We start from the raw sequence: 18,259 nt of genomic DNA, 5'->3' as shown, positions 1-18,259 counted from the left end.
GGATTCGTCCGCCGCCTACCGGACGTTGCGCCGCCCCTCGCCCGGACCCCATTGCCAGAAGTCCTGGCCTTCCTGGCGCATGAACTTGGCGAGCACCATCATGTGCACTTCGGAGGCGCCATCGACGAGCTTCGCCGAGCGCGCATAGCGATAGATCCATTCGACGATGGTGTCCTTGGAGAAGCCCCGCGCGCCCTGCAGCTGGATGGCGACATCGGCGGCCTGATGCAGCGCATTGGCGACATGCACCTTGGCCATCGACACTTCCTTGCGCGCGCGCCCACCCTGATCGAGCATCCAGGCCGCGTGCATGGTGAGAAGGCGCGCGATCTGAATCTGCTGCGCGACCTCACCCAATTTGATCTGCACGCTTTCGCGATCGGCGAGCTTGATGCCGAAGCCCTCACGGTGCGCGATGTACTCCTGCGCGATCTCCATGCAGCGCTTGGCCCAGCCGGTCCAGCGCATGCAGTGCGTCAGCCGCGCAGGTCCCAGCCGCACTTGCATCAGGCGCAAGCCCTCGCCTTCGCCGAGCAGCACGTTCTCTTCGGGAATTTCCAGACCGTCGAATTCCAGCTCGCAGTGGCCGCCATGTTCTTCCGGGCCCATGATCTCGATGCGGCGCGTAATGCGCCAGCCCGGCTGGTCCTTGTGATAGAGAAACGCCGTTAGGCCCTTGCGCGCGTCGTCCGACGTACGCGCCATCAGGATGAAATGTTCAGCGCCGTCAGCGCCGGTGATGAACCACTTGCGGCCGTGGACGACATATTTGCCACCCTTCTTCTCGGCCCGGGTGCGGATCATGGTCGGATCGGAGCCGCCGCCGGGCGCCGGCTCGGTCATGGCGAAGGCCGAGCGCACCTTGCCGGCGACGATGGGCGCCAGCCATTTGTCCTTCTGCGCCTGTGTGCCGACGAGGCGCAGCATGTTCATGTTGCCGTCGTCCGGCGCCATGCAGTGGATGGCGAGCGGGCCGAACAGCGAGCGCGCGGCTTCCTCGTAGATCGCGGCCCAGGCGACCATCGGCAATTCCATGCCACCATATTCCTTCGGGCTTTGCGGCGCCCACAGACCCGCCGCGCGCGCCTTGGCCCGCACCGGCTCCAGCAGGCGGTGCGGAATGTTCTCGTGCTCGGAGAAACTTGCCGGGTCCTTCTCCAGCGGCAGAACTTCCTTGTCGATGAAGGCGCGGACTTTGAGGCGCAGCTCTTCGTGTTCGGGAGAGAGATTGAAGTCCATGATGCGTTTCCTCGTGAAGTCTTTTTATCCCTTGAGCTGCACCACCTGCCCGCCATCGACCACGATGGTGGCGCCGGTCATATAACGTCCGGCATCGGACGCCAGCAGCAGCAGCGCGCCGTCGAGATCGCCTTTTTCGCCGAAGCGGCCCATCGGGATGTCGCGCTTCATGGCGTGACCTGCCTCGCCGTTGAGATAGGTGTCATTGATCTCGGTCACGAACCAGCCCGGCGCGATGGCGTTGACGCGCACGCCCTTGAAGGCAAGTTCGATGGCCAGCGCCTGCGTCGCCTGCACCACCGCGGCTTTTGCCACCGCATAGGCGGCCGTACCTTTCGACACGCCGAAGCCGAGCACCGACGCAATGTTGATGATGGAACCCTGCTGGCCGGCGGCGATCATACGGCGCGCGCCCTCCTGCGCCCAATAGAACACGGCATCGAGATCGACATCTAGCACGCGCCGCCATTCCTCGGGCGCAACCTCGACGGCCCGCAACGGTTTTTGCGCCACGCCGGCATTGTTGACCAGAATGGTGACGGTACCGAGTGCCATTTCAGCATCGTCGAATGCGCGCAGCATGGCGTCGCGGTTCGTCACATCGGCTTCGATGGCGATGGCGCGCGCGCCGGTTTTTTCCAGTTCCGCCTTGAAGGCTTCGAGCCGGTCGGTGCGCCGCGCCACCAGCGCCACCGCCGCGCCGTTGTCGGCGAGCGCGCGGGCAAATTGCTGGCCGAGACCCGACGACGCGCCGGTGACCAGCGCGACGCGGCCCTTGAGGCTGAACATGTCGGCGGCGTTCATGGGGGATTCCTTTGGACGTTTCCTCTGGACGTTTTCTTTTGTCTCTACCGCCCATAAAACGCGTGCGGCAGCGCGGTGGCAAGCCCCGGCCAGAACCACAGAACCACGAGCGCGAAAAGCTGGATCGCCACGAAGGGGATGATGCCGACATAGATGTGCCGGGTCGCGATTTCCGCCGGCGCGACGCCGCGCAGGAAGAACAAGGTCGGCCCGAGCGGCGGGTGCATATAGGAGGTCTGCAGGTTCACCGCGATCATGATGCCGAGCCAGACGGGATCGATGCCCGGCAGTTTCAGCAGCGCCGGCGCGACGATCGGGATGACAACGAAAATGATCTCGAACGCATCCATGACGAAGCCGAGCAGGAACACCGCCAGCATCACGATCAGCACTGCGCCGCTAGCGCCGCCCGGCAGATCGGTGAGTGCATGCGAGACCATGTCGTCGCCGCCGAGGGCGCGGAACACCAGGCTGAACAGAGTGGCGCCGATCAGGATGAGGAAGATCATGGCCGTGATCTGCGCCGTCTTGTCGACCACCGGCCGCAGCATCGGCCAGAGCGGCGCGCGCCGCCAAGCGAGCAGGATCGCGCCGACCGCGCCGACCGAGGCGGCTTCGGTCGGTGTCGCGACTCCGAACAGGATCGAGCCGAGCACGGCGACAATGAGCACGACCGGCGCCAGCAGGACTTCGAGCAGGCTGCCCTGCGGCAAATCGGTCGTGGCGACGGCCGGCGCGCTGGCCGGCTTCAGCCAGGCGACGAGTGCGATATAGGCGAGATAGAGTACGACCAGCAGCAGGCCCGGTCCCAGCGCGCCGGCGAACAGATCACCGACCGAGACGACGTCCGGCGCGAAAGAGCCTTTGGCGAGCTGCGCCGCCTGAAAGGCGATGTTGATCTGATCGCCGAGCAGGATCAGCACGGTCGACGGCGGCACGATCTGCGCCAAAGTCGCCGAGGCCGCGACCGTGCCGGAGGCGAGTCGCGGATCGTAGCCGTGACGCAGCATCGACGGCAGCATGATGAGGCCCATGGTCACCGCCGTGGCGCCGACAAGGCCTGTGGAAGCCGCGAGCAGCGCGCCGACCAGCACGACCGCGTAGCCTAGACCGCCGCGCAGCGGACCGAACAGCCGGCCGACGCGCTCCAGCAGCTCCTCGGCGATGCGCGATTGCTCCAGCATGACGCCCATGAAGATGAACATCGGCAGCGCCAGCAGCACATCATTGGTCATGACGCCATAGATGCGCTGCGGCAGTGCGCCGAGAATGGCGATGTTCATCAGGCCGAGCGCGTCGCCCAGCAGCGCGAAGATCAGCGACACCCCGGCCAAAGTCAGCGCCACCGGATAACCAACCAGCAGAGCCGCTACCGCGGCAACGACGAGCAGGATGGAGAAAATTTCAGGAAGCGACATGCGGCTCCCCGGTGCGCAGCACGGCGAGACTGCGGATCGCCTGCGCGATGCCCTGCAGCGCCAGCATCAAGGCGAAAACGGGCAATAGCGACTTCAGCACGAAGACCAGCGGCAAGCCGCTCGCTTCCTGCGACCGCTCCAGGATTGCCCAGGACCGCGCCGCGAACGGCACAGACAGCCACAAAAGCGCCAGCGCGAACGGAACGAGCAGCAACAGCGCGCCGAGGAGATCGATCAGGGCGCGAGCGCGCGGCGAGGCATCGGCGTAGAATATGTCGACCCGGACATGGCCGCCGCTGCACAACGTCCAGGCCGAGGCCAGTAAAAAGAGCGCGGCGTGGCCATAGGTGACGCTTTCGGTGACCCAGATCGAACCGACGCCAAACAGATAGCGCGCCACCACGAGGGCGAACTGCAGCAGTACGATGACCAGTGCCAGCCATGCCACACCGCGGCCGATAAATGCCGAGACGCTGTCGATTGTGTCCGCAATCCGGTTCATGATGCTATGATGACATAGCAGCCGGCGCCGCGCGATGCGACCCGGGAGTATTCCTTTGAAAGCCTTTTGAATGTCGGCCTCCGATGAAGACCTGTTGCGGCTCGCTTTCGATGTCGCCGAACGCGCCATGGACAATGGCAATCATCCCTTCGGCGCCGTGCTGGCCGACGCCAACGGCGAGGTGCTGCTCGAGGTCGAGAACGGCTACCTGCCCGATGGCGACATGACCGGCCACGCCGAGCGGCTGCTGGCAACGCTGGCCTGCAAGACCTTCGAGCCGGAAGAACTGGCCGAGTGCACCATCTATTCCTCGGCCGAACCCTGCGCGATGTGTGCCGGCGCCATCTACTGGGCCGGCATCGGCCGCGTCGTCTATGGCTTGTCGGAGGAGCGGCTCAAGACCATTACCGGCAACCATCCCGAAAATCCGACCTTGTCCCTGCCCTGCCGCACCGTGTTCGCCGCCGGTCAGCGCAAGGTCGAGGTGATCGGGCCGCTGCTCGAGGATGAGGCGGCGGAACTGCACGACGGCGTTTGGGAGTGAGGCGCCTTTCGCGCCGCCGCCGGCCACGTTAGACTGCCGCCATGGCACACGATCACGACCACCATCATCACGACCACGACCATTCCGAGCTGTCGGAAACGCAGTTGCGCGTCCGCGCGCTGGAGACGATCCTGACCGAGAAGGGCTACGTCGATCCCAAGGCGCTCGACGCGATTGTCGAGATGTACGAGACCAAGATCGGCCCGCGCAACGGCGCGCGTGTCGTCGCCAAAGCCTGGACCGATCCGGCCTTCAAGCAGGCACTGCTCGACGACGCCACCAAGGCCATCAACACGCTCGGCCATGTCAGCCGTACCGGCGACCATCTGATCGCGGTCGAGAACACGCCTCAGCGGCACAACATGGTCGTATGCACGTTGTGCTCCTGCTATCCGTGGGAAATGCTCGGCCTACCGCCGGTCTGGTATAAGGCCTCGCCCTATCGCTCCCGCGCGGTGAAAGACCCGCGCGGCGTGCTCGCCGACTTCGGCGTCACGCTGCCGAAGGACATTGAAATCCGCGTCTGGGATTCGACCGCGGAGACACGTTTCATCGTGCTGCCCATGCGTCCCGCCGGCACCGATGGCTGGAGCGAGGAGCAACTCGCCGAACTCGTCACCCGCGATTCCATGATCGGCACGGGATTGCCGAAGAACCCGGCGGAGCTGACGTCATGAACGGCGTTCATGACATGGGCGGCATGGACGGCTTTGGAAAAGTCGAGGCCGAACCCAACGAGCCGACATTCCACGAAACGTGGGAAGGCCGCGTTATGGCCATGGTCCGCGCCATCGGCACCAATGGCGGCCTCAATATCGACTCGCAGCGTTTTGCCCGCGAGTCGCTGCCGCCCGAGGTCTATCTCGCCAGCTCCTATTACAAGAAGTGGTTTCTCGCCTTCGCGAACCAGCTCGTCGAGCGCAAGCTGGTCGGTGCCGACGAACTGGAAGCCGGCCATTCGCTGCATCCGAGCCCGCCGCTGGCACGCGGCCCGTTCACGCTCGATGATGTCAAGCGTTGCGAGACGCGCGCCAATTTCGACCGACAGCCCCAGGGTCCGGCCATCTTCAAGCCGGGCGACAGAGTGCGCGCAAAGAACATCAATCCGCTGACGCACACACGCCTGCCCCGCTACGTCCGCGGCCACACGGGCGTGGTCGAGCGCATCAACGGCTGTCACGTCTTCCCCGACACCAATGCGCATGGCCAGGGCGATCATCCGCAATGGCTCTACACCGTGGTGTTCGACGCCCGCGATCTGTGGGGCAACGACGCCGACCCGACGCTGAAGGTGTCGATCGAGGCTTTCGAGCCCTATCTGGAGAAGGCCTGATGGACCGCGCCGGAGCATTGAAGGCGGCGCGCGAAGTGCCGGGCGTGCCGCAGGACGACGACGGGCCCGTGTTCAAGGAGCCGTGGCAGGCGCAGGCTTTCGCCATGACTTTGGCGCTGCATGAACGCGGCGTTTTTACCTGGCCGGAATGGGCGGCGACGCTAAGCGACGAGATCAAGCGCGCGCAAGCGGCGGGCGATCCCGACACCGGCGAGACCTATTATCTGCACTGGCTGGCGGCGCTGGAGCGGCTGGTCGCCGAGAAAGGCGTCGCCTCGCGCGATACCCTGCACGACTATCGCCATGCCTGGGAGCACGCCTGCGATCGCACGCCGCACGGCAAGCCGATCGAATTAACGCCCGCCGACTTCCACCATTAAAGTTCGCACCAGTTCAGCCGCCGGCATTTCGCGCGCGCGCGTGACGCCACGCCCCGCCCACAGCGAGATGTAATCCGGCAAGCCCTTCTTGCCGGATTCGGTGCGCATCGGCCGCGTCAAATCGTTCTGCTGGCGGAACGGCAGCACCGGCACGCCGTCGCATTCGTCGATGAACAGATTACGCAGGCCGCGGGCGGCGCGACCGGAATAGACTCGCGTGATCACGGTGGTGTCGTCGCGCTTGCGCAGCGCGGCGCGGTACGGCTCGGGAATGCCGCTTTCCGGGCACAGCAGAAACGCCGTGCCGAATTGCGCGGCCTGCGCGCCCGCCTCGAAGGTCCGTTTCATATCGGCGCCATCCATCAGACCGCCAGACGCGAAGACCGGCAGTTTGGTCGTGGGCGCAATGGCGCGGGTGAGGTCGAGTGTCGGCACCATCGACTCCTCGGCGGAGCGCAGGAACGTGCCGCGATGCGCGCCGGCTTCCTCGCCCTGCGCGACGATGGCATCGACGCCGGCGTCGGCGAGCGCCTTGCCCTCCTCCAAAGTCGTCGCGGTGCCGCAGGTCGGAATGCCCGCCTTTCGCAACCGCGCCATCGCATCGGCCGATGGAATACCAAAGGTGAAGGAAAAGAGCGCAGGCTTTGCCTCGATGATCGCGTCAAGTTGATCATCGAACGGCGACGTCGGATTGGGCGGCAGCACAAGCGGCGCCAGGCCGAGCCGCTCATGCGCTTTCGCCACCACCGCCAGCATCGGCGCGGGATCGACCACACGATCCGGCTCATAGCCGCCGGCGAACAGATTGAGCGCGATGGGCTTCGATGTCAGCCCGCGAATTTCTTTCACCGTATCGAGGATCTGCTGCGGCGAGAGATAAGCCGCACCGAACGAGCCGAGCCCGCCGGCATTCGACACCGCGGCGACCAGCGCCGGGGACCCGGCCCCGCCGGCCATAGGGCCGAGCACGATGGGATGATCGACACCGATGCTGCGCAGAAACTCACCCGCCATGAGGCCCTCCCTGTCTCGCGCTTTTTGTTTGAGCATGATCTTTTCCGAAAACCGGTTTCCACTTTTCGGGATCATGCTCTAATGGCGCGGCGCACAGCCTGCCATTCTCCTTCGGCGATAGCAGCCTCAAAAATGCGCGATGGGATGATTGACCTTCATCAAACGCCGATCATGCGCTCGCTCACCATGTAGCCAGTGAGCAGCAGCACGCCGAAGATGACAATGGCGAATGCGGCCGCGGTTTCGATGCCGCGCAGCAGCAACAGACCGCCGCCGGACTTTGTGGCGGCGATCTTGCCGGCGACGCCGCGGGCCGCGACCGCCAGCATGGCGATGGCCGAGACGGTGATGGCGGTGCCGATGCCCATCACGAAGGTCGAGGCGATGCCGATCCAGAAAATGCCCTGCGCCAGCGCGAAGACGAGAACGATGATCGCGCCCGAACACGGCCGCAGGCCGACGGCGACGACGGCGGCGAGGCCGCGGCGCAGCCAGTGCTTGCCGGTCAGCTCGCTCGGCTCCGGCGCATGGGCATGACCCCAGGCGTGGCCGTCGTCGTGATCATGCGCATGATCATGCGCATGCGCGTGGTGATGATGATCGTGGTGGCTGTGCGGACCGTGATGGTGGTGACCGTGCGCACAGGCTTCCGTATGGACATGCGAATGGCCATGGTCGCCACCATGCGCGTGCGCATGCGCCAGTTGCGCCTCTTGTTGCGGCACCAGAAGCTTGAGGAAAGCGCGGCCTTTGACCCAGACCAGCCGCAGGCCGATCAGAACAATGAGGCCATAGCTGACGATCTCGATGATGCGCACCGTGTCGCCCATGACTTTCGACGTCGCGCCCAGCAGCACGGCGGCAATGCCAACAATGGCGACGGCGGTCACGGCCTGCAGCACCGCCGAGATGAAGGACAGTGCAATGCCGCGCTTCCAGGTCTCGTTGTTGGCGACGAGATAAGACGAGATCACTGCCTTGCCGTGGCCCGGGCCGGCGGCGTGGAAGATGCCATAGGCGAACGAGATGCCCATCAGGCCGATGGCCGCCGTGCCGTCCGCCTTGGCGGCGCGGATCGCACCCGACAGCATGCGATAGAAACGCGCCTGCTCGGCGAGAATCCAGCCGGTGAAGCCGTCGACCGGCTGCGGCGCGCCGCCCGCCGCGGCGCCGAACGGCGCGGCCAATGCCGCGTCGATCAGCCCGGCGATGCCCAGGACAATGGCGACAAGCAGAAGCGATTGCGTGAAGGCGGAGCGCCGTGCGAACCAAATCATCGAAGATTTCCCCGGATCGCCGCCCCGCGACTAATCAGATGCAGCTCAAGGACAGTGCACGAGAATCTTGTTGGCGAACTCGGCGCCGATGGCCATCGCGACATTGGGCTGATCGGCCGGTATCTGGCTGAGCGCCTTGCCCTCGGCAAAGGTCATCTCGCGCGGCAGCGCGACGTCGAGCTTGCAGCCCGCCGGAGCATCAACCAGCTTGGCCGGGTTCTGCTTGGCGAAAGAGAAATCGACGAAGATCGACGGATCGTAGACATCGACCACCATCTCGCGCGTCTTCGCCGGCTGCTCGAAAGGCAGCGTGAAGTGCAAGGTCAGCACCGCATCCTTCCAGTCGAGATAATAGCCGGGCGCCGGCTCCTTGAGCTTCACCTTCTTGCCGTCGATCTTCACGTAGGTGAAATAATCGTAGTCCTTCAGCGACTCGACATTGACCTGCGCCAGCGGCTGCAGCTCCTCGCGGGTGAACTGGCCTTTCACCTTGCTCTCATAGCCCTGCGTGGCGAAGGCCGAGAACATGTCGTCGAAGGCCCAGGCGTGGCGGATGCCGGTGATGGTGCCATCGGGCGCATAGACCAGCTCGGACTGCATGGTCACCCAGACATGGGGGTGGGCGTGGGCCGGCCCGGCGGCAATGATGACGCCGTAGACGGCGGCCAATACGGCGAGGAAGCGAGAGCCGGTCATAGGAATCCTGTTTGCGAGCCTGTCCGGGTCCGAATAAGGCGCCACCATTAGCACAGTCTGCGGCGGAAACGGGGCGGCCGGCCGAAACAGGGCTAACGGGCCGCCGCCGCGTGGCAGGCGGTGGCGCAGGCGCCCCGATCTTCCATCTCGATCTGAACGGTGCTGTGACCAATGCCGAAACGGTGCTCCAGCTCGGCCGCGATTTTATGCAGGAAGGCGTCGCCCGGATGGCCAGCCGGCGTAACGAGGTGCGCCGTCAGCGCGTTCTCGGTCGTGCTCATGGCCCAGATGTGCAGGTCGTGAACGCCGGCGACCTCCGGCAAGCCTTCGAGGTATCCGCGCACGACGGCCGGGTCGATATCGCGCGGCGCGGCGTTGAGCGTCAGCCGCAGCGAGTCGCGGAGCAGCCGCCAGGTGCCGATCAGGATCACGACCGAGATCAGAAGGCTCACCGCCGGGTCGAGCCACTGCCAGCCGGTCAGCCAGATGCCGAAACCGGCGGCGATGACGGCGACGGATACGGCGGCATCCGCCACCATGTGCAGGAAAGCGCCATGCATGTTGAGGTCGGACTTGCTGCCGCGGCTCAGCAGCCAGGCCGACGCGCCATTGACCGCGACGCCGACGGCGGCAATTAGCATCACCGTGCCGCTGGCGACCGGCTGCGGCGCGGCGAAGCGCTCGATCGCTTCCCAGGAAATCACCGCCACCGCGCCGATGAGCAACAGGGCGTTGGCCAGCGCGGCAAGGATCGAGGCCGCGCGCATCTGATAGGTGTAGCCGCTCGACGGCCGCCAGCCGGCGAAAGCGAAGGCGGCCCAGGCCAGCACCAGCCCCATGACGTCGCTGAGATTGTGGCCGGCGTCGGCAATCAGCGCCAGCGAATTGGCCCACAGGCCGAAGCCGAACTGCGCAACGACCAGCGCGACATTGAGGCCGGTGGCGATCGCGAAGGTGCGGCCGAAATTCGTCGGCGCGTGATGATGACCGCCGATACCGTGGCTGTGCGAATGAGCGTGATCATGGAGATGAGAATGGTCGTGCGGCATGCGACTGACATAGCGCGCACGAAAACGAATACTAGAACGTGATAGTAGAACGCTGATGAAGAATGGCGAGCGCGTCAGACGCGCTTCCCCTCTCCCCTTGAGGGAGAGGGGAAGCGAGAACGCCGCGCTGCATGCGATTCAATTATCAAACAGCAGGCGTGTTTCATCGCCCCTGTTCTTGAAGGCCCGGGGCGGCCTGCCTTCCCTTCCGTTCCCCTCGGAGACGCCGAGGGGATGGAGCGCCGCGAGGCGCTCTTTTGATTTCGCACCTTGCGGTGCGCGGTCTCTCCTTGCGATCGGAGAAACCCGCGCCCCGCGGCGCTCCATCGCGGTGTCGTTACGATGACGGGCCGCGCTTCTGGCGGCTGATCCGCTTTCGCGGGTAGCGCTCACCATCAGCAAGCTCCTTGCAGGAGGTCATAGTGCCTCCGGGCGGAGCCCCGTCGCCGCCCGAGCCCGGAGGTTGCGTTACCTCCCCCGGCCGCGGGCACCGCGCCCTGCTCCGTCAAAAAGACGCCTCTAGATGACGCCCTCGGCCGAGCAGGACGGGGTGAGCCTATACTATCCTAGGAATTATAGTCAAGGATTATTTTCTAATGAGTGCGACCGGTTGTAGCCCGGGTGAAGCGAAGCGAAACCCGGGACAACAATCACCGTCGTCCTCCGCGAAAGCGGAGGACCCAGTGTTTTCTAATTCGCCAAAAACGCTGGATCGCCCACCTACGCGGGCGATGACGCCGAGAGGCACCGCCCCGGATTTCGCCATCGGGCGACGCTTCGCTCCGGCCCGTTGGCTCATCCGGGCTACAGCCTTGAGCGGTAGCTCACACCCCCGCCGCGCCGCCGTCGGCGCGCGGATCATGGCCGCCTTCGAGCGTGCCATTCGCATGCAACACCACGGCGCCGGCATGGCCCATGGTGTCGGAGTAATCGGCGTCCAGCACTTCGACGTCGTGCCGTGCCGAGACCAGCCGGTCGATGAGGTCTTCATCGAAGCGCCGCTCCAGCCGCAGATTCATGTGCGACGAACCCCAGGTGCGGCCCAGCAGCCAGCGCGGCGCATCGAGCGCGCGCTCGAGCGGCTGCTTGTAGGTAACGTAGCGCGTGAACAGCGCGCTCTGCGTCTGTGGCTGGCCCTCGCCGCCCATGGTGCCATAGGCCATGACGCGGCCATCCTTCAGCACGGCGAGCGCCGGATTGAGCGTGTGGAACGGCCGGCGGCCCGGCGCCAGCGCATTGAGCGCCTTGTCATTCAGCGAGAAGCTGGCGCCGCGATTCTGCATCAGCACGCCCGTTTTCGGCAGCACGACGCCGGAGCCGAACTCCCAGTAGATCGACTGGATGTAGGACACGACGAGGCCGGATGAATCCGCAGCGCCCATCCAGATGGTGTCGCCGCGCGCCGATGGATCGGGCCACGGCGCGGCTTTCTTCATGTCGATTGTCGCCGCCTCGCCGTCGAGGAACGGCGCGTCGAGATACCGCGACAGCGGACCCTCGACACGATCCGGATCGGTCACGACGCGGTCGCGCACCAGAAAGGCGCGCTTGGTGGATTCGATGAGGCCGTGGATATGGGCAAAGCTCTCGCCATCGGCGACGCGCAGGCGATCGAACAGCGCGAGAATGATCAAGGACGCCAAACCTTGCGTCGGCGGCGGCGAATTATAAAGCGTGCCCGAGCTGACCGCGACACTCAAAGGATCGGTGATCAGCGCCTCGTACTTCGTGAGATCCTCGCGCGTCACCGGCGAGCCGATGCGTTCGAGGTCGGCGGCCATTTCGCGACCGACATCGCCGCGATAGAAATCGGCAAGACCCGCATTGGCGAGATGATCGAGCGTCGCGGCGAAAGCCGGCTGCTTCATCGTCGCGCCTTCGTCCGGCGCCTTGCCGTCGATCAGAAAAGCCTCGCGGAAGCCGGGCACTTTTTCCAGCTCAGCGAACTTGTCGCGCGTGAGCGCGGCCTGGCTGCGCGTCACCTTGTAGCCGTCGCGGGCATGTTTGATCGCGGGAGAGAGCAGAAGATCGAGCGGCAGCTTGCCCCGATGCGCGCGCGCCGCGTCGAACGCCCGTTGCCAGCCGGCGATGGCGCCGGGCACGGTGAGCGCAGCGCGCGGCCCGCGCGTCGGCATCTCGTGATGGCCGGCATCGCGGTAGAAACGGATAGTCGCTTTCGCGCCGGCGCGCCCGGCGCCCATGATGGCGCGCACGCGACCATTGGGTTCGCGGATCAGCCAGAAGCCGTCGCCGCCGATATGGTTCATGTGCGGATAGACGGCGGCGATCGAGGCCGCCATGGCGATCATCGCTTCGATGGCGTTGCCGCCCTCGGCGAGAATGGCACGGCCGTCTTCGACGGCGGCGGAATGCGGCGCGGCGACGACGCCACGGCGATGGCCGGCGGTGTGGAGATTCATGCCGCGTCCGCCAGCCCGCGCTTCTTCAACAGCGCATCGACCGACGGCAGCTTGCCGCGGAAGGCCTTGTAGGCCTCGGCCGGGTCGCGCAGGTTGCCGGCGCTGTAAATGAAATCGTGCAGCCGCTTGGCGGTACCGGCATCGAAGGCATTGCCGGTTTCCTCAAAAGCCTCGAAAGCGTCGGCGTCGAGCACCTCAGACCACATGTACGAGTAATAGCCCGCGGCATAACCATCGCCGGAGAACAGATGCTGGAAGTGCGGCAGGCGATGCCGCATCACGATCTCGGCCGGCATCTGGATGGCGGCCAGCCGATCCTTCTCGAATTGCGTAACGTCGAGCTTGTCGGCGACACCCTTGGCATGAATGTCGAGATCGACCAGCGCGCAGGAAGTGTACTCGACTGTGGCGAAGCCCTGATTGAAGGTGCGCGTCGCCAGCACCTTGTCGAGGAGCGCCTTCGGCATCGGCGCGCCCGTTTTCGCATGGCGGGCATATTTCTCGAGGATCGCCGGCACTTCCAGCCAGTGCTCGTAAAGTTGCGACGGCAGCTCGACGAAGTCGCGCGCCACCGCGGTGCCTGAGAGCGTGGGGTAAGTCACGTTCGACAACAGGCCGTGCAGGCCGTGGCCGAATTCGTGGAAGAGCGTGCGCGCATCGTCGAAGGACAACAAAGCCGGCTCGCCCGCCGCGGGCTTGGAGAAGTTGCAGACATTGAGGATGACCGGCCGCGTGTCGCCGGTGAGCCGCTGCTGGTCGCGCAGCGACGTCATCCAGGCGCCGGAATGCTTCGAGGCGCGAGCAAAATAATCGCCGATGAACAGGCCGACATGATTGCCCTTGGCGTCACTCACGTCCCAGGCGCGGGCGTCGGGATGATAAAGCGGCACGGTCACGGGCCTGAACGACAGGCCGAACAGCCGCGTCGCGGTGTCGAAGGCGGCCTCGATCATCTTGTCGAGCTGGAAATACGGCTTGATCTCGGACTCGTCGAGATCGTATTTCGCCTTGCGCAGCTTCTCGGCGTAAAAGCGCCAATCATGCGGCGCCAGCGCGAAGTTGCCACCCTCGGCGGCGATCATTTCCTGCAGCGCGTCGCGCTCGCGGCCGGCCTTGGCACGGGCACGGCCCCAGACTTCGTTCAGGAGTTCGCGAGCCGCGTCCGGCGTCTTGGCCATCTGGTCCTCGAGGCGGTAGTCGGCGAAGGAGGCAAAGCCGAGCAACCTGGCGCGCTCGTCGCGCAACTTGACCATCTCGGCGATCAAAGCGCGGTTGTCGGTTGAACCGCCATTCTCGCCGCGTTTGATCCAGGCGTCGAACACCTTCTCGCGCAAATCGCGGCGTGAGGAGAATTGCAGGAAGCCCTCGCAGGACGAGCGCAGCAACGTAATGGCGTATTTGCCGGGATGGCCGCGATCGGCTGCCGCCGCGCCGGCCGCGGCCTTGGCGAAGTCCGGCAGGCCGGCAAGATCGCCCTCCTCCAGGATCAGCGCCCAGGACTTCTCGTCGGCGAGCACATTCTGGCCGAACTGGGTGCCGAGCGAGGCGAGACGCTCATTGATGGCAGCGAGGCGGTCCTGCTTGTCCTTGTCGAGCGCGCCGCCGGCGCGGACGAAGCGCGAATGGATGCGGTCGAGGAGACGGGCCTGCTCGTCGTTGAGGCCAAGCGTGTCGCGGCGGGCGTAGAGGTCGGCGATGCGGGCGTAGAGCTGACGATTGAGATAGAGCGCGCTGGAATGGCGGGCGAGCAGCGGCGAGATATCGCGCTCGATGGCCTCGATCTCGTCGCCGGTATCGGCGCCGGCCTTGATGAAGAAGACATTGGCGACCTTGTCGAGGTCCCGGCCGCTTTTCTCCAGCGCCTCGATGCTGTTGGCGAAGGTGGGCGCGGCCTTGTCGGCCGCGATGGCGTCGATCTCGGCGCGATGACGCGCGAGGGCGGCGTCAAAGGCCGGGCGAAAGTGCTCCGGCTTGAGGTCGTTGAAGGACGGCAGGCCGAAGGCCTCCGTCCAGTCGGCGAGCAGGGGATTCGTGGCGGTGTTTGTCATGCTCCTGATCTAGGCCATGCGGGCGTCAGATAGAAGCCTCCCGGGGGCAGCATACAGAAAGGCCCCGCGCCATATCGGCCGGGGCCTTTCCGGATCGCCGCGGCGTCCTGCCTGACCGGGCGATCTCACTGCCCGCACGCGGGCAGCACTTTGCGACGCCAATCAGGCGGCCAAATCACGCAGCCAAATTACGCAGCCTTGGCGTTGATGCCGCGCTCGGCGAGGCCGGTCAGCTTCATGTCGGCCGCCTTCTCTTCCTTCAGCGTCTGCTCCAGCACACTGGCGCAGTCATTGCGGCCGAGCTGCCTGGCCCAGGCGATCAGCGTGCCATAGCGGGTCATCTCGTAATGCTCGACGGCCTGGCTGGCGGCAATGATGGCGGCATCGAGCACCTTCTTGTCCTCGACTTCGCCGGCGATCTCATTGGCTTCCTCGATGATGCCGTCGATGGCCGGGCAATCGACGCCCTCGGCCTTCACCCCATGCATCTTGAACACCTGTTCCAGCCGCGAAACATGGTTCTTGGTCTCGCCGAGATGAGCCTGCAGGCCCTGTTTGAGGCCGGAGTCGCTCGCCTTCTCGATCATCTGCGGCAGCGCCTTCAGGATCTGGTTTTCGGCGTAATAGATGTCCTTCAGGGTGTGGACGAACAGATCGTCCATGGTCTTGATATCTTTGCTGAACAGGCCCATGGGGTCCTCCTTGTTCACAGCGGTTTTGTGGAAGCCGGCGCGCCCGGTCGTGCTGTCAATGCACGAGAAGCAGGCACGTTCCTGTTCCGACACAAAAGCGTGGGGGAACTCAGCCGCGCAAGGCGCGTAGCGCATTGAAGATGACGGCGACGTCGATCACTTCCTGCAGCAGCGCGCCCTCGACCGGCTGCAGATGACCGGCGGCGGCGGCAAGCATGGCGGCGATCGACAATCCCATGCCGACGACGACGCTTTGCAGAGCGATGGCACGCGAGCGGCGGGCAATCGCCATCGCCGGCAGGATGCGGTCGAGATGATCGACCAGCAGCACCACGTCTGCGGCTTCGGAACTCGCGGCGGCGCCGCGCGCGCCCATGGCAACACCGAGATCGGCGGCCGCTAGCGCCGGCGCGTCGTTGACGCCGTCGCCGATCATCATCACCGGGCCGTTCTTGCGCTCGGACAGCACCACCAGGACCTTCTGGTCCGGTGTCAGGTCGGCGCGCACCAGATCGAGGCCGAGGCCGGTGCTGACGAAGCGGGCGACGTCCATGCGGTCCCCGGTCGCCAGCACGATGCGCTCGATACCGCCCGCGCGCAGCCGGCGCAGCAGTTCCTCGCTCCCTTCGCGCACCGTGTCGGCGAGGATGATGAGGCCGGCGGCCTTGCCGTCGATGGCAACGGCGACGCCGACCGCGCCGGGGTGCCGGTCGCGGCTCAGCTTGCGCAGCTCGGCGTCGCCGACGCGAGCCGAGACATATTGGAAGCCGCCAACCGAGACCAGCCGTCCGTCGACCCGGCCGGTCAGGCCGGCACCGGGCGTATCCTCGACCGTGGTCGGAACCGACAGCGCCAGCCCCTGTGCCCGCGCCGCCGCGACCAGGGTTTCGGCAATGATGTGCTTGGAGGCCTGATCGAGCGAGGCGGCCATGCGCAGCAGTTCGGACGGCGAGATGCCGGGCGCGACGTGGGTATCGACGATGTGTGCGGTGCCGGCGGTCAATGTTCCGGTCTTATCGATGACCAGAGCGCGCACGCGGGCCAGCATCTCCAGCGCCTTACCGCTCTTGATCAGGATGCCGCTCTTGGCGGCGCGCGAGATGCCGGCCATCAGCGCCACCGGCACGGCGAGGATCAGCGGGCACGGCGTCGCCACCACCAGCACCGCGACGACGCGGACCGGCTCGGCGGTCAGCCAGCCCGTCAGGCCAGCCAGCAGGACAGTCACGCCGAGGAACACCATGGCGTACTGGTCGGCCATGCGCGCCATCGGCGCGCGCGAGCGCTGCGCCTCCTCGGCGAGGCGCACGACGCCGGCATAGGTCGAGTCGGCGGCAGTGCGGGTGGCCTCCAGGTCGAAGGCGTCGCCGGCATTGGTCGAGCCGCTGAGCACGTCGTCGCCGTCGCCGAGGCGCACGGGCATCGATTCCCCGGTCAGCGCCGACTGATCGAGCACGGCGACACCACCGGCGACCCGGCCGTCGACCGGCACCACGTCGCCGCGGCGGACGAGCAGCCGGTCGCCCGGCTCGATGCGCTCGACCGGCACCTCTTCCAGCGCGCCGTCCACATGGAGCATCGCGCTGCGCGGCACCCGGGCGAGCAGCGCCGTCATCTCTCGCTGGGCGCGCCGCTCGGCGAAACCCTCCAGGTACTGGCCGCCGGCATACATCAGCGCGACGATGGCGGCGGCGAGGTGCTCGCCGATGACGATCGCCGCCGACATCGACAGCGCCGCGACGATATCGAGGCCGAAGTCCCCGCGCCGCAGTCCGCCCACGATCTCGGCGAGCAGCACGGCGAGGACCGGCGCGCTGGCCGCAATCCAGAGGGCGGAGGCTAGGCCGTCATGGCCGGCCCAACGCGCGGCAAGACCGGCGGCGAGCCCGATCAGGGGCCAGACCACCAAAAAAGGCCGCAAACGGCTGACAAACGGGTCTTGTGTCATGGCGACACTCTGGACGGTTCGCCTCATTTTGCCCATGAGGCAGATCAAACGCTGCCATCGGGTCGGCCCAGCGGGCTTGATCGGCGGGGCCAATTCGGAGAGATTGCGCCCGCTCAAGAGGAGAATGAGATGGCTACTGGCCGCCGCATCAACTGGCTCAACGTGTCGACCGTCGTCTCGGCGGCGATTCTGATCGGCGCCGAGGTGTTCGGCGCGGCCTTCGCCGGCTCCTGGGCGCTCGCCACCTTGTTCGAACTTGGCACGACCGGCCAGCGCATCCTCGACGTCGCCTTCGTGCTTGGCGGTCTCGTCGTGATGACACAGTTCGTGCGCTTCGCGCACCGCATCGAGCCGTTTACGTCGCGCTCGTAACGCGACGCCGCGTCGTTCGGCGACGAAGCAGCGACCACTCAGCCAAAAGTTAAGGATGAATTGTCGCGCGGCGAAGAAATTCGCTTGCAACCAGCGCGAAAGGTGTTATTTCCACTCTTGCCCAATTTCGCACGTGCCTGTGGTCGTGTGTCAATCGGTAGGTAGCGGGACAAGAGGCCCGCCAGCCGCCTGAGGCAAGCGAGCTCCTCCTACGGGAGAAGTAAGTAGCCTCAAGTTTTCTGATTGGCAGCCGGAGGCGAAACCGGCGCACTCTGCTCTCCGCAGGGGACGCGACTTAAAGCAACGACGGAGCGGGCTTCTTTGGTCTCTGCTGGCCTTCCACCGCCAGCGACGGGTTACCGACGAGGCTTGTCCATCTTTGCCAACAGTGCGGCGGGGATCCCCCACCAATCTCACGGCAGCACCTAGCGGTTAAGAGCCTGCGGCACGGCTGCGTCCCCAAAGCGCACCTGCTCGAGGCTCCCAAACGCATCATCCGGGCGACGGACGTCGCCCCTTGAGC

Annotated in this window: 17 protein-coding genes; 5 read left to right on the top strand and 12 right to left on the bottom strand. The window is 65.7% G+C overall.

Features of this window, described 5'->3' with window-relative positions:
* Positions 1–15 precede the first annotated feature (15 nt).
* From E8Q40_RS05365 to E8Q40_RS05350, 4 genes are read right to left on the bottom strand one after another with little or no spacing between them, the layout of a single operon-like run.
* Positions 16–1,239 carry an acyl-CoA dehydrogenase family protein gene (locus E8Q40_RS05365; protein WP_137043408.1) on the bottom strand — a complete coding sequence of 408 codons (1,224 nt, stop codon included), beginning with the start codon at positions 1,237–1,239 and terminating at the stop codon, positions 16–18.
* Positions 1,240–1,263: 24 nt separating this feature from the next.
* Positions 1,264–2,043, bottom strand: a complete 780-nt coding sequence (locus E8Q40_RS05360) for an SDR family NAD(P)-dependent oxidoreductase (RefSeq protein ID WP_246663006.1) — start codon at positions 2,041–2,043, stop codon at positions 1,264–1,266.
* Between the two features lie 44 nt (positions 2,044–2,087).
* Complete coding sequence (locus E8Q40_RS05355; protein WP_137043407.1) at positions 2,088–3,461, bottom strand: TRAP transporter large permease subunit; 1,374 nt, start codon at positions 3,459–3,461, stop codon at positions 2,088–2,090.
* Complete coding sequence (locus E8Q40_RS05350; RefSeq protein ID WP_137043406.1) at positions 3,448–3,963, bottom strand: TRAP transporter small permease subunit; 516 nt, start codon at positions 3,961–3,963, stop codon at positions 3,448–3,450. The genes E8Q40_RS05355 and E8Q40_RS05350 overlap by 14 nt, the downstream gene beginning before the upstream one ends.
* Positions 3,964–4,033: 70 nt before the next feature.
* On the opposite strand from E8Q40_RS05350, the gene E8Q40_RS05345 reads away from it, so the two are divergent.
* The 4 genes from E8Q40_RS05345 to E8Q40_RS05330 are packed head-to-tail and all read left to right on the top strand — an operon-like array spanning position 4,034 to position 6,220.
* A complete protein-coding gene (locus tag E8Q40_RS05345) occupies positions 4,034–4,507 on the top strand; it encodes a nucleoside deaminase (RefSeq protein WP_137043405.1) in 474 nt (157 codons plus the stop codon).
* 41 nt (positions 4,508–4,548) lie between these two features.
* Positions 4,549–5,184, top strand: coding sequence for a nitrile hydratase subunit alpha (nthA, locus tag E8Q40_RS05340; RefSeq protein ID WP_137043404.1), 636 nt, complete (start codon positions 4,549–4,551; stop codon positions 5,182–5,184).
* Positions 5,181–5,840: a nitrile hydratase subunit beta gene (gene nthB, locus E8Q40_RS05335; RefSeq protein ID WP_137043403.1), complete on the top strand. Its 660-nt coding sequence runs from the start codon at positions 5,181–5,183 to the stop codon at positions 5,838–5,840. Before nthA ends, nthB begins: the two co-directional genes overlap by 4 nt.
* A complete protein-coding gene (locus tag E8Q40_RS05330) occupies positions 5,840–6,220 on the top strand; it encodes a nitrile hydratase accessory protein (protein ID WP_137043402.1) in 381 nt (126 codons plus the stop codon). The genes nthB and E8Q40_RS05330 overlap by 1 nt, the downstream gene beginning before the upstream one ends.
* Here E8Q40_RS05330 and E8Q40_RS05325 read toward each other — a convergent pair.
* The 8 genes from E8Q40_RS05325 to E8Q40_RS05290 form a co-directional block, all read right to left on the bottom strand.
* Positions 6,194–7,234 (bottom strand): nitronate monooxygenase family protein, encoded by a 1,041-nt coding sequence (locus E8Q40_RS05325; RefSeq protein ID WP_137043401.1) that lies wholly within the window; start codon positions 7,232–7,234, stop codon positions 6,194–6,196. The two genes, E8Q40_RS05330 and E8Q40_RS05325, sit on opposite strands and share 27 nt — an antisense overlap.
* Positions 7,235–7,392: 158 nt before the next feature.
* On the bottom strand, positions 7,393–8,511 hold the full coding sequence (locus E8Q40_RS05320; protein ID WP_137043400.1) for a nickel/cobalt transporter: 1,119 nt from the start codon (positions 8,509–8,511) through the stop codon (positions 7,393–7,395).
* A 45-nt stretch (positions 8,512–8,556) separates the two neighbouring features.
* Positions 8,557–9,207: a DUF1007 family protein gene (locus E8Q40_RS05315; protein ID WP_137043399.1), complete on the bottom strand. Its 651-nt coding sequence runs from the start codon at positions 9,205–9,207 to the stop codon at positions 8,557–8,559.
* A 92-nt stretch (positions 9,208–9,299) separates the two neighbouring features.
* A complete protein-coding gene (locus tag E8Q40_RS05310) occupies positions 9,300–10,256 on the bottom strand; it encodes a cation diffusion facilitator family transporter (RefSeq protein ID WP_137043398.1) in 957 nt (318 codons plus the stop codon).
* A gap of 824 nt (positions 10,257–11,080) precedes the next feature.
* Positions 11,081–12,676: a gamma-glutamyltransferase family protein gene (locus E8Q40_RS05305; protein WP_137043397.1), complete on the bottom strand. Its 1,596-nt coding sequence runs from the start codon at positions 12,674–12,676 to the stop codon at positions 11,081–11,083.
* Positions 12,673–14,724 carry a M3 family metallopeptidase gene (locus E8Q40_RS05300; protein WP_137043396.1) on the bottom strand — a complete coding sequence of 684 codons (2,052 nt, stop codon included), beginning with the start codon at positions 14,722–14,724 and terminating at the stop codon, positions 12,673–12,675. The genes E8Q40_RS05305 and E8Q40_RS05300 overlap by 4 nt, the downstream gene beginning before the upstream one ends.
* Before the next feature lie 188 nt (positions 14,725–14,912).
* On the bottom strand, positions 14,913–15,416 hold the full coding sequence (locus E8Q40_RS05295) for a ferritin-like domain-containing protein (protein ID WP_137043395.1): 504 nt from the start codon (positions 15,414–15,416) through the stop codon (positions 14,913–14,915).
* 109 nt (positions 15,417–15,525) lie between these two features.
* A complete protein-coding gene (locus E8Q40_RS05290; RefSeq protein WP_137043394.1) occupies positions 15,526–17,364 on the bottom strand; it encodes a heavy metal translocating P-type ATPase in 1,839 nt (612 codons plus the stop codon).
* A gap of 129 nt (positions 17,365–17,493) precedes the next feature.
* Here E8Q40_RS05290 and E8Q40_RS05285 point away from each other — a divergent pair, with 129 nt between their 5' ends.
* Positions 17,494–17,736 carry a hypothetical protein gene (locus tag E8Q40_RS05285; protein WP_137043393.1) on the top strand — a complete coding sequence of 81 codons (243 nt, stop codon included), beginning with the start codon at positions 17,494–17,496 and terminating at the stop codon, positions 17,734–17,736.
* The last annotated feature ends 523 nt before the right edge of the window (positions 17,737–18,259 follow it).

The organism is Pseudolabrys sp. FHR47, from assembly GCF_005153485.1.
Lineage (GTDB): Bacteria > Pseudomonadota > Alphaproteobacteria > Rhizobiales > Xanthobacteraceae > Pseudolabrys.
This window is presented reverse-complemented; position numbering and strand designations above follow the sequence as displayed.

Excerpts from the sequence above, each read along its gene's own strand:
- E8Q40_RS05365 (WP_137043408.1), bottom strand. The coding sequence starts at position 1,239 with ATGGACTTCAATCTCTCTCCCGAACACGAAGAGCTGCGCCTCAAAGTC.
- E8Q40_RS05360 (WP_246663006.1), bottom strand. The coding sequence starts at position 2,043 with ATGAACGCCGCCGACATGTTCAGCCTCAAGGGCCGCGTCGCGCTGGTC.
- E8Q40_RS05355 (WP_137043407.1), bottom strand. The coding sequence starts at position 3,461 with ATGTCGCTTCCTGAAATTTTCTCCATCCTGCTCGTCGTTGCCGCGGTA.
- E8Q40_RS05350 (WP_137043406.1), bottom strand. The coding sequence starts at position 3,963 with ATGAACCGGATTGCGGACACAATCGACAGCGTCTCGGCATTTATCGGC.
- E8Q40_RS05345 (WP_137043405.1), top strand. The coding sequence starts at position 4,034 with ATGTCGGCCTCCGATGAAGACCTGTTGCGGCTCGCTTTCGATGTCGCC.
- nthA (WP_137043404.1), top strand. The coding sequence starts at position 4,549 with ATGGCACACGATCACGACCACCATCATCACGACCACGACCATTCCGAG.
- nthB (WP_137043403.1), top strand. The coding sequence starts at position 5,181 with ATGAACGGCGTTCATGACATGGGCGGCATGGACGGCTTTGGAAAAGTC.
- E8Q40_RS05330 (WP_137043402.1), top strand. The coding sequence starts at position 5,840 with ATGGACCGCGCCGGAGCATTGAAGGCGGCGCGCGAAGTGCCGGGCGTG.
- E8Q40_RS05325 (WP_137043401.1), bottom strand. The coding sequence starts at position 7,234 with ATGGCGGGTGAGTTTCTGCGCAGCATCGGTGTCGATCATCCCATCGTG.
- E8Q40_RS05320 (WP_137043400.1), bottom strand. The coding sequence starts at position 8,511 with ATGATTTGGTTCGCACGGCGCTCCGCCTTCACGCAATCGCTTCTGCTT.
- E8Q40_RS05315 (WP_137043399.1), bottom strand. The coding sequence starts at position 9,207 with ATGACCGGCTCTCGCTTCCTCGCCGTATTGGCCGCCGTCTACGGCGTC.
- E8Q40_RS05310 (WP_137043398.1), bottom strand. The coding sequence starts at position 10,256 with ATGCCGCACGACCATTCTCATCTCCATGATCACGCTCATTCGCACAGC.
- E8Q40_RS05305 (WP_137043397.1), bottom strand. The coding sequence starts at position 12,676 with ATGAATCTCCACACCGCCGGCCATCGCCGTGGCGTCGTCGCCGCGCCG.
- E8Q40_RS05300 (WP_137043396.1), bottom strand. The coding sequence starts at position 14,724 with ATGACAAACACCGCCACGAATCCCCTGCTCGCCGACTGGACGGAGGCC.
- E8Q40_RS05295 (WP_137043395.1), bottom strand. The coding sequence starts at position 15,416 with ATGGGCCTGTTCAGCAAAGATATCAAGACCATGGACGATCTGTTCGTC.
- E8Q40_RS05290 (WP_137043394.1), bottom strand. The coding sequence starts at position 17,364 with ATGACACAAGACCCGTTTGTCAGCCGTTTGCGGCCTTTTTTGGTGGTC.
- E8Q40_RS05285 (WP_137043393.1), top strand. The coding sequence starts at position 17,494 with ATGGCTACTGGCCGCCGCATCAACTGGCTCAACGTGTCGACCGTCGTC.